The 13,173-nt window shown below is 48.6% G+C and carries 15 protein-coding genes; 4 read left to right on the top strand and 11 right to left on the bottom strand.

Features of this window, described 5'->3' with window-relative positions:
* Positions 1-61: 61 nt before the first annotated feature.
* Positions 62-1,447 (bottom strand): MFS transporter, encoded by a 1,386-nt coding sequence (locus tag KJS63_RS14575; protein WP_213619775.1) that lies wholly within the window; start codon positions 1,445-1,447, stop codon positions 62-64.
* Positions 1,448-1,561: 114 nt separating this feature from the next.
* On the opposite strand from KJS63_RS14575, the gene KJS63_RS14570 reads away from it, so the two are divergent.
* Positions 1,562-2,437 (top strand): LysR family transcriptional regulator, encoded by an 876-nt coding sequence (locus tag KJS63_RS14570; protein ID WP_213619774.1) that lies wholly within the window; start codon positions 1,562-1,564, stop codon positions 2,435-2,437.
* Positions 2,438-2,482: 45 nt separating this feature from the next.
* Here KJS63_RS14570 and KJS63_RS14565 read toward each other — a convergent pair whose 3' ends face one another.
* The 7 genes from KJS63_RS14565 to KJS63_RS14535 form a co-directional block, all read right to left on the bottom strand.
* Positions 2,483-3,298 (bottom strand): NAD(P)H-binding protein, encoded by an 816-nt coding sequence (locus KJS63_RS14565; RefSeq protein WP_213619773.1) that lies wholly within the window; start codon positions 3,296-3,298, stop codon positions 2,483-2,485.
* 61 nt (positions 3,299-3,359) lie between these two features.
* Positions 3,360-3,812, bottom strand: a complete 453-nt coding sequence (locus tag KJS63_RS14560; protein WP_213619772.1) for a MarR family winged helix-turn-helix transcriptional regulator — start codon at positions 3,810-3,812, stop codon at positions 3,360-3,362.
* Positions 3,813-4,064: 252 nt separating this feature from the next.
* Positions 4,065-5,066, bottom strand: a complete 1,002-nt coding sequence (locus tag KJS63_RS14555) for a phosphotransferase enzyme family protein (protein ID WP_213619771.1) — start codon at positions 5,064-5,066, stop codon at positions 4,065-4,067.
* Between the two features lie 164 nt (positions 5,067-5,230).
* On the bottom strand, positions 5,231-6,142 hold the full coding sequence (locus KJS63_RS14550) for an SDR family oxidoreductase (protein ID WP_213619770.1): 912 nt from the start codon (positions 6,140-6,142) through the stop codon (positions 5,231-5,233).
* Between the two features lie 271 nt (positions 6,143-6,413).
* Complete coding sequence (locus KJS63_RS14545; RefSeq protein ID WP_213619769.1) at positions 6,414-6,863, bottom strand: acetyltransferase; 450 nt, start codon at positions 6,861-6,863, stop codon at positions 6,414-6,416.
* 191 nt (positions 6,864-7,054) lie between these two features.
* Positions 7,055-7,522 (bottom strand): GNAT family N-acetyltransferase, encoded by a 468-nt coding sequence (locus tag KJS63_RS14540; RefSeq protein WP_213619768.1) that lies wholly within the window; start codon positions 7,520-7,522, stop codon positions 7,055-7,057.
* Positions 7,523-7,877: 355 nt separating this feature from the next.
* The gene (locus KJS63_RS14535; RefSeq protein ID WP_213619767.1) at positions 7,878-8,552 is read right to left on the bottom strand and encodes a hypothetical protein; all 675 of its coding nucleotides are present in this window, start codon (positions 8,550-8,552) and stop codon (positions 7,878-7,880) included.
* Positions 8,553-8,912: 360 nt separating this feature from the next.
* Between KJS63_RS14535 and KJS63_RS14530 the strand changes: the two genes are divergently transcribed.
* Both KJS63_RS14530 and KJS63_RS14525 read left to right on the top strand, forming a co-directional pair.
* The gene (locus tag KJS63_RS14530; RefSeq protein ID WP_213619766.1) at positions 8,913-9,530 is read left to right on the top strand and encodes a DUF2975 domain-containing protein; all 618 of its coding nucleotides are present in this window, start codon (positions 8,913-8,915) and stop codon (positions 9,528-9,530) included.
* Positions 9,531-9,548: 18 nt separating this feature from the next.
* Positions 9,549-9,779 carry a helix-turn-helix domain-containing protein gene (locus KJS63_RS14525; protein WP_068615353.1) on the top strand — a complete coding sequence of 77 codons (231 nt, stop codon included), beginning with the start codon at positions 9,549-9,551 and terminating at the stop codon, positions 9,777-9,779.
* 304 nt (positions 9,780-10,083) lie between these two features.
* Here KJS63_RS14525 and KJS63_RS14520 read toward each other — a convergent pair whose 3' ends face one another.
* From KJS63_RS14520 to KJS63_RS14510, 3 genes are read right to left on the bottom strand one after another with little or no spacing between them, the layout of a single operon-like run.
* Entirely contained in the window at positions 10,084-10,938 is an 855-nt protein-coding gene (locus tag KJS63_RS14520; RefSeq protein WP_213619765.1) for a sulfurtransferase, read from the bottom strand.
* 21 nt (positions 10,939-10,959) lie between these two features.
* Positions 10,960-11,238, bottom strand: a complete 279-nt coding sequence (locus tag KJS63_RS14515) for an HNH endonuclease family protein (protein WP_374706291.1) — start codon at positions 11,236-11,238, stop codon at positions 10,960-10,962.
* Positions 11,239-11,271: 33 nt separating this feature from the next.
* Entirely contained in the window at positions 11,272-11,484 is a 213-nt protein-coding gene (locus KJS63_RS14510) for a hypothetical protein (RefSeq protein ID WP_068615384.1), read from the bottom strand.
* A 275-nt stretch (positions 11,485-11,759) separates the two neighbouring features.
* Here KJS63_RS14510 and KJS63_RS14505 point away from each other — a divergent pair, with 275 nt between their 5' ends.
* On the top strand, positions 11,760-13,169 hold the full coding sequence (locus KJS63_RS14505; RefSeq protein WP_213619763.1) for a deoxyguanosinetriphosphate triphosphohydrolase family protein: 1,410 nt from the start codon (positions 11,760-11,762) through the stop codon (positions 13,167-13,169).
* The last annotated feature ends 4 nt before the right edge of the window (positions 13,170-13,173 follow it).

Raw genomic sequence — 13,173 nt, 5'->3', positions numbered from 1 at the left:
TTGAACTATTGATTTACAAGTAACGCAGCCGTGTGAAATAGAATTTTAGAGTAAAGAAAACCTACGATTCTTGCGGTTGTCCCGATTCCTGACGCCGGAGATTCATGAAGACCAAAGCTAGGGCAATGATCGTGAGGATCACTCCAAGCAGCCGAAACCCACTGAAGCTGAAAGTTCCTCCCATAATAATACCTGTCAGCAATGAGGACAGGATCGTCCCCAGATATCTTGACGTGTTAAACAGCCCGGATGCCACACCTGTTATTTCTTTTGGCGAACTCTTAAACAAGGCTGCCTGCATCCCAACCGCGTTCAGCCCGTTGCTAAAACCGAAGGCGACTAATGCCAAGCATACGCTGATTACCGGTGAGGTTTGATTTAACATCACGAGCCACACGGAACCGAGCGTCATGAGAATGGCGGATACCAAGAGTGCGGGCCGGGGTCCTGATTTATCCACCCATCGTCCAGCTATCGGGGAAGCCACGATCGAGCTCAGCCCTAAGGCCAGCATAAGAATGCCTGTATGGAACTCGCTGATATGGCGTACCATTTGCAAATAAGAAGGTATTCCGAAAAAGAGAGCATAAAAAAGCAAGTTAACGAGCACGTACTGAATATTGACCCAAGTCATGGCCGGGTATTTGGCAAATGTACGTAAAGGAACAAATGGAGATGCCGTCCGCAGCTCATGTTTTATGAAAATCCCAAGAGCCAAGAGGCCGATCAGCACGGCGGTAATATTCCATAACGAGACATGTCCGGACGATTTGGCGGACAGCAGGCCAACGAGCAGGGCAACCAGCCCTACTGTGAAGAGCAGGATACCTGACGCATCAATCAGACCCAGCCATTTGCGAAGTGAAATGCCGCGCGTAGCGGATACTGCGGGTTCATCCTTGGGAATCATCTTCCATGCTAATAGGAAGCTTGCGGTCACAAACGGAATGTTGACAATAAAGATGGCATGCCAATCCCACCACTGAATCAAAATCCCTCCGGCAAATGGCCCAATGGCTGCCGCCCCGGAGAGGAAGATCGACAGAACAGCCAGGGCGGTTGCTTGTTTCTCTGTAATATGAATTCGTACAATTGCCATGCCAACGGCAATCATCATACTTGTTCCGATCGATTGCACAATGCGGAACACGATAAGCCATCCGAAGTTCGGTGATAATGGAGCAAGGAAAGAGGAAGCGAAGGATATCACCAGTCCCGCAAGGAATATTTTCCTCCGGCCAAATAAATCACTGGCCTTCCCCATAACAGGTTGAGCGATAGCACTCGCGATGTAGAAAGAAAAAATAATCCATGAAATCGCGGTAAAATCAAGCTTAAACACGTGTTGCAGCCTTGGAATAGCAACAGAAACCATGGAAGAGTTTAATGGGTTCAAGAGTATTCCGAGTCCAACGGCAATCATCAACCACCAGCTGCGAGCATTCATTTATGAGTTCCCCCCGAAGTGTTTTAAAGATATCGTACTTGAAACCAATCATTTACTCCAACGCATTTTATGTTATGATTTCATAGACTAGAAGGAATGATTGGAGGGTGGGAAATGGAGCTTCTTCAACTGCAATATTTTGTGACGGTTGCCCGATTGGAGCATATGACTGAAGCTGCACAGAGTTTGCACGTTACACAGTCATCGCTGAGCAAAACCATTCAGCGTCTGGAGGAGGACCTGGGAGCACCTTTATTCGATCGGACAGGAAGGGGACTCCGCTTGAATGAGTTCGGAAGCAGGTTTCTTCGCCGCGCTGAGAGAGCTTTGTTTGAACTCGAGCAAGGGAGGCAGGAGATTAGGGATTTGTCCAGCCAGGAGCCTAGCGCACTCGAATTGGCGGTAACTACGGCAAGCATGCTGCCTGGCATTCTTCGAGAGTTTCGGAAGAAGATGCCTAATATCCATTTCCATGTGCAAATGCTTACCACGCACGAAATGGTTACACTTCTCCATCAGGGTGAGGTCGATTTCTGCTTGTCCTCACCGCCGATACAGGGTGATGACATTGAATGCCAGGTTATGTTCGTTGATCCCATCCTCGTAGCGGTTCCACACGGTCATTGGCTTGCTGACCGAGACAGCGTATCCTTAACGGAGCTAAAGGATGAATGGTTTGTTGGTGTAAGGAAGGGTTATGGAACTCGGGATTTGGTCGATTCTGTGTGTCAATCAGTTGGATTTGTACCCAGGTATGTCTACGAGGGAGATGAACCTGCCAGGCTTAGCTCTCTTGTGGAGGCCGGAATCGGCATAGCCTTTATGCCTGGTACAGCAAGGAACTCACGGGAGCAGATTCACTATCTCCAAGTAGAAGATCAGGAGCTGGTACGGGAGATCGCCCTATTATGGAACAAAGGCCGGTATATTTCGCGGGCTGCCTTGGAATTTCGTGAGTTAGTTAGCGAATATTTTAAATCATTATCCTAAACGAGATCCAGTCGATTCTGCTTCTTGCTCTCTCGCGGTTGAAGATCATGTCTCACCGAATATGTCTCTCACTTCGTCTGTAACAGTGCGAAGCGGCTTCCCGATCAGCTTGGCCAAGTCATTGGATACGGATTGCATATCGGAGTACGGCAGCATCTGGTAGATGTTATTTTGATAATCGTTGTCCGTACAGTGAACCACTTGTCTGCCTGTAACTTCAGTGATAGACCTTGCCAGGTCATTCAGGTTCCAAGTCCGTGTTGGGGTCAGCTCATAGGTCTGATACTCATGCCCTTCCTCGGTAAGCACGGTTGCGGCGGCTTGGGCCAAGTCCCAACGAGAGGCAGTATTAAAGGTCCAATTCCCCGGAGGACTGAGCAAGACCCCACTAGTGGCCGCTTCCCGGATACCCAGGAAATTCACAATGTCTGTATAATAAGCATTTCGCAGAATGGTATAGGGAATCTTTGATTCCTGTATGGCCTGCTCCGTATCCAGATGAAGCTGGTGAACAGACAGGCGTCCCTTTTCCGGGGAAAAAATACTGGTATAGACAATATGATTGATTCCAGCTTGACGGGCAGCTTCAACAACGGAGAGATGCTGTCTTAGACGAACGGTATCGTCCATACAAGGGGAGGATATCATCATCAGCTTGTCAGCACCGCGGAAAGAGCGTTCGAGCGATTCTGTTATATCGTAGTCGCCGTACCGTACGTCCAGATTCGGATCTCTATATCCATTCGTTGAATTAGGCTGTCGGACGCTAAGGATCAGGTCTTGTGCGCGGCATCGAAGGAGTAATTGCTTCAGAATCAGACTTCCCAAATTGCCAGTTGAGCCGGTTAGTGCGATTTTCATAGGATCAGCCCTTTCATGTGATAAATGGTTAAACATTTAACTATATAGGCAAAGGAAGAAGTTACTCCTTCCTTTGCTGCAACTTGCCCAGAAGCGACAGCAGCAGGTGTAACTCGTTCGCATCCAAGCTCTCCATCCGCTTTGTAATGGCGGCCCGATTTCCTGGCAGTACATCCAGAAGCAGCTTCTCTCCATCCTCGGAGAGAAGAATTTTGCGCTTGCGGCCATCATCCGGAACACTGATGCTTCGAATATAGCCTTTCTGTTCCAGCGGCCCAAGCAGCACGCTAATATTGGCCTTCGTTACCCCAATCCGGGCTGCCAGATCGGAAGGGAGGATAGAACCGCCGGCCTTGGCGATCTCGACCAGAATGCGGATTCGCGCTCCGTTGATTCCCTGCGAGGACCAATATTTCTCCGAAATGCTGACAAGCTCAGCCGTGGTGTCCACCATGGCAAAAAAAGCTTCCACCTCTAGTGGCTGCTGAGACACATAACGCTGAAGATTACGCATCTTCCAACCTCCGGGCATGTAGTTTAATGTTTAACTATTCATATTGTATTCTTGTTTCTTTGTTCTTGTCAACGAATACAAACGCCTAGTTCCTATTATGGGATTGGTCCTATGAGTGGGTTCAAACCAAACGCAGTTCCGGCAAAGAAGGCCAGGTGCAGCAAGACAGCACTCCGTATGGGGGAAAGGGCTAGAACAGGCTGCAGCACTACTGCTTGCAGCTTGTTGACAGCCTGTTTGAAGCCCAGACCTTTAGATCTTCAATGTATTAAATAAAAATGGTGCTCCCTGTAAGTAACTTTTTATTATAGCTTGTGCGTAGGGCTGTTCTTCTATAAGTCCCTGTGTTTCTCTTGGATCAGGAGCGTGATGGCAATAATTTTCGATCATTACCATTACGGTAAAGGTCTCCAACACGGGAAGCCACTCATCTTCAAGCTCTCTAATGCTTTGGTAGCCTTTAATTACTAGCTCCCTTTGAGCGGGATACAGCCCCAAGATGGTTTGGGCTATATCATATAGGAAATATCCAAACCCACATCTTCCAAAATCGATAGGGCGAGGCTCCCCTTTATAAAAAACAATGTTTCCTTGGTGCAGATCACCATGAATTAACCCGTAACTTTCTTTATCCTCACGAAGTTCTTTAATCTTGGAGAGTACCTTCTCCGCCGCTGACTGGTACAAGGAAAACTCTGCGTCTGTCAAGAATCCATCATAATATTGCGCCAAACGCTCCATTGACTGTCTAAAGCTTTGCTCACCCCATACAGGGCGTGTGAAATTAGAGGGGGCCTCAAATTGCTGTGACACTTGATGAAGATTTGCCAAGAGAATTCCTTCCTTATAAACTTGGTCTTCAGATAATTCCCCACTTTCATGCTCGCCCTCGACCCAGCGCATTAATGTAGCGTAAACGTGAGAACCATTCTCTTGGTCAACGGTTACGGTTCTTGACCCATAGCGGTCTAACACTCCCTTAGGGAGGGTAAGCTTACTCTTCTCATTTAATGCATCCAGCCAAACGATTTCGGAATTTATCTCTTCGTTATTCATTCCTGAATGAATGCGTAGTAGAAAATTCCCATCGTTACTTGTCTGAACTATAAATGTACAAGTATCTGAAAGTTGATTAAACCGGATGTGTTCCCAATCCAAGTCGTAGTTTTGCAGCGCCTTCAAAGCGGCATTCTTTGACCGAATCATGGCTCTCTTTATATCCTCTTCAGAATCAACTTTAAATATCTCTCCCATGACTGTCCCTCCTATTATTGGTACACTTTTTCAATATAATGGTACCTTGAATTTCAGATGAACAGAAAGGAATTAATATTTATAGTCAAATTTGAAAATGGAAAGGCAGTGAAGGGAACGGACAACAGAAGGCTAGATGAAGCCAGCCATTCAATCTATAGATGTTACCTGTAGCCGGTAACATTCGCGGGTAGGCCTGCATCCTGCACTTCTACTATATACCGCCAACAATCCGGTTGTGAGCCGTCAATATCATAGAAGTTGTACTCTTGTGCAAGCTGACCGCTTGAAACAGAGTGTCCGTTCCACCTTGCAGCTTCCGGATCTGCAGCTAATGCGGCAACCGCACGGCCTACAAACCGGGGCGATTCCGATATCGCAAAATGAGGCTCCTTCACAATCGCGTCACGCCAGTTCTCTTCCTTAACACCAAAGTGATCGAGCATGATTTCAGAACGCATCCAGCCTGGAGTCACCGCTACAGCTGTGCAATCATAAGGGGAAAGCTCATGGGCAAGAGATTTAGCCATATCAATTACGGAGTTTTTTGCCAGATTGTAGAACAGCGATAAACGGTAGTTCTTATCATTATATTCTGCCGTGCCGTCCGTCACCTCAATGACCAATCCGTTCTTGTGTCGGATTAACAAGGGGAGAGCATAGTGGCTTGTAATGATATGCGTGTCAACCGCAAGCCTAAGCTGACGAAATCCCCGTTCAAGGGAATGTTCCCACACAGGCACATTCCACTCGGTCAAATGTTCACCGCCCCACACATCGTTCACCAGGATGTCCAATCGTCCATGTTCGTTTTCAATGCGGGCAATTAAAGCCTGAACCTGATCAGGATCCAGATGATCCACTTGAACGGCTATACCATGACCACCCGCATTCGTTACAAGCTCGGCAGTTTCTTCGATAGTTTCAGGGCGATTATATTCAGAACGCCTTGTTCGTGTCGTGCGCCCTGTTACGTATACCGTAGCCCCAGCCGCACCTAGTTCAATAGCTATTCCTCTGCCAGCCCCGCGTGTTGCGCCAGCAACCAAAGCCACTTTTCCATTTAGAGGTTTCATGATCTATCACTCCTTTTTTAGGATTACTCTCCAAATATAGACCATCAAATATGTCATCTTTTGTCTTATTAATAAAAACTGTGAAGGTATCTTTACAAGTAAGTTGTCCGTATTCGTTCCAAGAGATTTCAGCTTCTTATGTGGTCCCGTCTGCACGCTGCGGACCTGAACGAGAACGCCAAAGAGGCTGCACAAGCCTGCCCACCGGCAATCTGTCACAGCCCTTCAAATCCGCATTAGTTGCGGCCTAACGTCAGATATTGGCTTAACTTTATATTGATCTGTATTCAAGGTGAAGCAGGGGAAACGGTTTGCCCGAACCGTCTAATTCCGAGCGCCCAATCTGTACAAAACCAAACCGTTTGTAGAACGCGCATGCCCCATCGTTTTGCTCATTAACATCAACTTGGAGAGTGTCTCCCTTTAATTTTTGGGCATATGTTATTAATCGGCTGCCTATCCCCATTCCGTGGTATTCCGGATCTACGAACAGCATTTCAATCTTGGTTCCCACGAGCCCAATAAACCCAGTCGGTTCTTTATTTTCATTTCTGCTTACCCAGATCTCAACTTCTCTTAATGCCCCGTTTTGAACTATATCACGATAAAAATGGATGTCCGTTTCCGTCAAAAATGTATGGGTAAGACACACGGCCCGATACCAAATATCAACTAATGTATCGTGATCATTGTCGTGGTATGGCGTTATTTCCTTTGACAAGATAATTCCTCCAATCGCTCGAATTCTCAGTGATACAAGCAATAATATACCAATTGGGAGAGAACAAGAATGTAGATTTCTCCGCATAAACAGCCCCCACATGAATGGTATTCCAAACAGCGACAAATCAGGATACCATCATAGTACTTTTTGATATCTGATTTGACCTAGTTCTATAGCTCTAATGATTTTTAAGGTCGAAGGCGTGTGACATCGAGGTGCATTCGCGGCGCGGGGCCACCCTCTGTGTTGACGACGCCACTGGTGACGAAGCCAACGGATTCGTAAAATCCGATCGCGTGCGGGTTGGCGGTCACCTCTACACGCACACCGCGCCGCGTAATGTCTTCGACCAAGTTACTCGCGACGCCTTGACGCATCCAGTCAGGATCAGTAAACAGATCCTCGAGTTCGAGGAAGTCGTCGACAGGACGTGCCGATGCAAAGCCGACGACACGCCCGTCAACAACAGCGACACGCACGAACGGCAGCATCGCGTGATCCCATACGAGCCACTCTGGATGAGCAGTGATGAGGTTGCGGTTGCTCTCGACGGTCAGTGACGCACGGCGAAAGATGTCGCACAGCGCGCCAACGTCGTCAACGTCTGCGCTTCTAATGAAGAGGTTAGACGCATATATAAGTTTTTTTTCACTCATCGCCAATTCTCTCCCCCTGAACCTATACGTTCCTACTGCCGATGCTGTTTCTTGTTTCCAAGCTGTTGACCGAAAACGCTGAAAAGAGCGCAACGTCTGCCCACCGGGCAATCTGTTGCAGCCCCCAAAGCCAAATTGCTAAAAAACCATCCATACAATGATTGCTTGACTGGTTTTGACTTGTTTCACAATAAAATTGATTAAATTGAGTCCGCTTCCGGCTCCAATTGTTGCACCCACATCTAGTATGAAGTGACGTTCCTGTCATCATCGAGCGGGTGAAATAAGGCTCTCTTTCAGAGGAGTGCAATAATCTATCCATCCGTTCGATTCATCCCCTGTAACTAAATCAAAATCAATCATGTGATTTGATCCAAACACGAAGTGGACCTATTGTTGTCCACCCCGAAATGAGAGCTGCCGTAAGACCATCACCTTTTTCATATCCAACCATTTTCATCCCAGGGAAATACCTTGAAATAATTGGGGCAATATCTGACCAAATTTTTTTATTGCCGTTTGAAAATACATTCGATATCCCTATTGCATCGGCACTCAAGTTAGCAATGAATCCTGATAGCTCACCATTGTACTCGTGTAAAAAGATCTTCACATCTTTATGCTCTAATAGCTTTGGTTTTATTATGTTTTGCAATCCGCTTGCGTAAGTCCACTTTGCTAAATCTTCCTCGGTTGATACGACGGCCCATTCCGTGTGAACAGGAACACCGCCAGCAACCGGGTCATGACGAATCCATTCTGCATCAAATAATACTTTAAAACCGTATGGCACCATATTGAGATTAGCAAAACTATCTTTAATACTGAATACTTCTCTATTTCCAATAAAGGTATTAACTTCATCAGTTGTGGCCTGCCTACTTGAAGTAATGAGATCAGGATATAGTTCGGGTGCTTTAGAATGCAGTCCCCAAATACGTTCACTTGAAATTTGAGTTAATCCGTGTGTCTCACTAACAATCCCGCACCATACAATATTATTTAGTACCGCATAATCTAGGTCATTCAATTATATCCCCCTCTGGTTTACAAACGTTTTTGTAGTTGACTTAATATAATTATTGTACGAAGGGCTGTCCAAAATGTTGGTAAAGTTTAATTTAGTATTAAACTATCCTGTCCGTTAGCTTAATGTAGCATTGTCAGTCTAATACTAGTCTACAACTTAATTTTGCGAGTCTAAGACTTTATTTTTCAGTTTAGAACTTTATTTTCTTTTGACAGCAGCTTATTTTGAGCAGCTCTGTCATCAATGGATTAATTTAATGTTTATCGTTAATTAATTATTGTATTTCATTATATAATCATTGTATTTCATTAAATAATCATTTAGTATATATTGTAAGTTCACATGAAAAGGAGATTGCGTATGAACGGAATTGAATTCAAAGCCAAACCTGGCTTTAAAAGAATGCACACTGCACTTATGATCGGATACTGGGGAGGAATCGGGCTGCTCATTGCATTTGTCTGTTTCAATCTATGGATCGGATTAAAGCCCCCGGAGATTTTCCATGCAGAGAAGGGAATCGCGCACTGGTTCTTTTCAGTACCGTTATCAGATACGGTGACGAAGAGCGTCATGGTGCCTTTTACTAATTTTCAACCGATAAATCCAAGCATGTTCAATGCCAAGAACGCTTATCTGGTCGTCAGTTTGACCAATGTCACGCTTGTTTTCTGTGCCTATATCTACTCGATCGGTCAGATTCGCTATATAATAGGAAGCATACTTAGCGGAAACAGCCCATTTAGCCTAGCGAATGCCGTCCGTCTGAAAAGGCTGGGAATCGTTGTTATCCTGTATTCTTTGCTGGCGAAGCTCATTCTCAATATTCTGATCTGCCTGTTCGTTACTCACATCTTCTCAATCAATCTGGGTGGTATCTCTTTGATCGGAATTATCATCGGCATACTAGTGCTGTTCGTCTCCGAGATTTTCAAATATGGCGCTCTTCTGCAGGAAGAGCATGATTCGACTTTATGAGAATGGAGACTGATGAGAGTGCCGATTATTATACGTCTGGACCGGGTTCTGGCCGACAAAAAAATGAAATTGAATGACCTGGCCGACAAGGTAGGGATCTCGAACGTCAACCTGTCCAATCTGAAGACGGGGAAAGTGAAGGCAATCCGGTTCTCCACCTTGGAATCGATCTGCGAAATTCTAGACTGTCAGCCGGGAGATATTCTGGAATTTGTTCCGGCTGATAGCGACAGCAGTGAAATTGATTGAAGGGGCTATCCTCCCTTTAATTGTATTTTTGGCATAATTATTATGGGACTTTTTGTTGATCTAAAGTTGATTACTATTGTCTGTTCTTGACTCAATGGGAGCCTTGGGGCTCCCTTTCTGCTATATAAAAGCATGTCATGGCGACTGCTTTATGGGAGGTGTGCTCAAGACAAACTACACATAGATTAACTCACTCTTCTTGTTGACTTTTCGTAGACTAGGAATATCTCAGAGTACGGTGTACCGGGGGTACCTACCTTAGTCCTAACAAAAAGAACCCGCGCCCAGCGCGGGTTCTTCCACGTTATTCCTCACCAGTAGCCACCGGATTCTCCTCATAGCTAATCCAATCGCTCCAGCTTCCCGGATACAGCTTTACCTTCGTAAGTCCCAGCTCATGCAGGGCCAGCACGTTCGGGCAGGCGCTCACGCCCGAGCCGCAATAGACGATAACGTCCCGGCCAGCTTCTGCCGCCTGGATGATGTCGGGGTAATACTCCCTGAGCTGCTCCGCGCTCTTCCAGGCGCCGTGCTCATCCAGCACGCCCTTCCAGAAGCGGTTCGCCGCGCCGGGAATATGCCCGGCGCGGGCATCCATCGGCTCCTCCTCGCCGATGTAGCGCTTCGCTTCCCGCGAATCCACCAGCAGCGCGTCGGCATCCCCGGCGGCCGAGGCTTCGCGGACCTCGCTGACGTCGGCCCACAGCTCACGCTGCGGATGGGCCACGAACGTCTGCGGAATGACCACCCGCGTCTCGGCGGTAACCGGAAAGCCCGCCGCCTGCCAGGCGGTGAAGCTTTCCCCGAGCACATGGACATGCTCGTGCCCCGCATAACGAAGCAGCCACCACAGCCTTGCCGCGTACATGCCGCCCTGGTCGTCATAGGCGACAACTCTGGAGTCCGGGCCAATCCCGGCCTCCCCGAGGCGCTTCGCAAGCTGCTCCATATCCGGCAGTGGATGGCGTCCGCCGTGCGGTCCTACGGGACCGGACAAGTCCGCCTCCAGATCAAGGTAGACGGCGCCGGGAATATGCCCGGCTTGATAGGCCTGCCGTCCGGCTTCCGGCTTGCCAAGCTGGAAGCGGCAGTCCACGATGACAAGATCGTGGTCATACAGGCGGGCAAGCAGCCAGTTTTTTGCAACAATCGTAGACATTTGATCTCCTCCTCATAAGGGTTACTCCTTACGCCCGCGTACACGCGCAGACTTCTTCACCCGCGGCTTGGCGCCTGCGGGCTGCTTGCGGTTCCATCCCAGGTATGCAGCGATCGCGGAATCCTGCTGTAAAGCGGGAATTGTGGTGAGTCCTAGTATAACCAGATCCCGGTTCGTGTACATGGCGTGGATCATCTTGTGGCAGGCCTTGCACAGCTGTGCCGTAGGAAGATGGCTGCCGCCTTCCCCGCGGGGGATCAGATGATGGGTCGTCGTCTCAAGACTACTTCGCCCGCACAATTCACAGGCTCCCATGCTTGAACCGCCCGCCACTTACTTCCTAACCTCGAAGAACTGGCAGTCCTTGCGTGAATAGTAGGCGAGGTCGCTGACACTGGACTGCACGATGATTGTCTGCTCGTCGAACCGGATGATAACGCTGCCGGATTCCACCAGGTGGTCATCCTTGAATACACGGATGCGGGACTGCCGGTCCATCGCTTCCTGAAAGTCCTGTTCGGTCAGCAGAGGTCTGCGGATCGTCATGATGAAATCTCCTTTACAAGTACGGTTATGGTTAAACATATCATAAAATGGCTTTGGGATGCGAACGAAGACTCAGATCTGAATGAAGGCGAGACAAGGCGTGGCGGCGTGAAGCGCCCAAGGCGCGCTGCATGGGCTGCATGGCGCCTGGCATCACCAGACAGAGCAGTCGGCAGGGCCAAGAATCCTTTTGACTTCGAATAGGAACAGTAAGTACAATAGAACAAATCATTTACCGAACCTACAGTTTCAAAGACTAGGAGTGGCTTGAATTTATGGACATTAACGGACTAAGACAACATAGGCAGTACCCGGATAACATCGGACAGGAGCATGCGCGCGCTGCTTATGAACGGGACTATTCACGTCTCATTCACTCCCCAACTTTCCGCCGCCTGCAGGGGAAATCCCAGGTGTTCGGGGCCGGAACCGGGGATTATTACCGTACGCGGTTGACCCATTCGCTGGAAGTGGCCCAGATTGCTAGGGAGGCCGCCAAAAGCTTGATCCGATCTTATCCCGGCATTGATACAGGAAGAGCCGGAAACCCGGGGCTGATCATTGATCCGGAGGTGGTGGAGTGTGCGGCGATTAGTCATGACTTTGGACACCCGCCCTTCGGCCATAAAGGGGAGGAAGTGCTCGCCAGCCTGTTAAACGGGCTGATTGAGGAGAAGGTTCAGCAGGAGCTCAAGCGCGGCGGGGCAGCCCGCCGGAATGAAGAGGAGATCCGCCGGGAGCTGAGACTGAAGTACGAGCATTTTGAAGGGAATGCCCATAACTTCCGGCTGATTATGTTTCTGGAGAAGCGGGAGAATATCGACGGGCTGAATTTGTCGGATGCCGTCCTGCTAGGGACGAACAAATATCCTTTTCCCGGCACTTTGAACCCGAAAGGCATGTATAAGCATGAGTGGCAGTATATCTCGGAGATCCGCAGCCTGTGGGGAATTCCAGAGGGCAAGAAGACGCTGGAGGCCCAGCTCATGGACCTCTGTGACGATATCGCTTATTCGGCACATGATCTGGAGGACGGGATTAAGGCAGGCAAGATTGAGGTGCATGAGCATTTCATGCAGGATCCGCACATTCAGCAGCTGATCGTGGAGAAGGTCAACACCTTGGAAGACCCTTGGTGGCAGGGCTGGGATGACGAGCGAATCCGTGCGAAAGCTGAAGAGGTGCTGACGGCATTCCTGAGAGTCTGGAACGAGAAGCTGCCGATCTGCGGTTATGACAAGTCCCGTACCCGGCGTGAGGTCAAAGCCTACTGGGTCAGCCTGTTCGTGGGAAGCCTTGGGGTAATTCCGGACGGGAACTGGCAGCAGGTGACCTTTGTCAAGAATGGCGAGGAGGATGAGGACATGCTGAGAACCGTCAGCGTGCTGAAGAGCTTCGCCTGGGTGACCATGATCCGCGATCTGCGGGTGCAGCGGCTTCAGAAGCGGAGCGCCTGGATTATTAAGCGGCTGTGGGACGCCTTCCTCGACCCGCATACCTCCAAATCTATCATTCCGGGGGACTGGCTGCGGCGCTTTGACGAGGACCAGAAGCGGGAACACCCGATCTGGACCTGGGAGCACATGATTGTGGATTATATCGCCGGAATGACCGATGCTTACGCTGAGAAAATCTACAATGAACTGTACGGCCTCAAGGTCGGAACGATTTATGATCTGGATTAAAATA

Origin of the sequence: Paenibacillus sp. J22TS3, from assembly GCF_018403205.1 — a bacterium.
Taxonomy (GTDB): domain Bacteria; phylum Bacillota; class Bacilli; order Paenibacillales; family Paenibacillaceae; genus Fontibacillus; species Fontibacillus tuaregi.
This window is presented reverse-complemented; position numbering and strand designations above follow the sequence as displayed.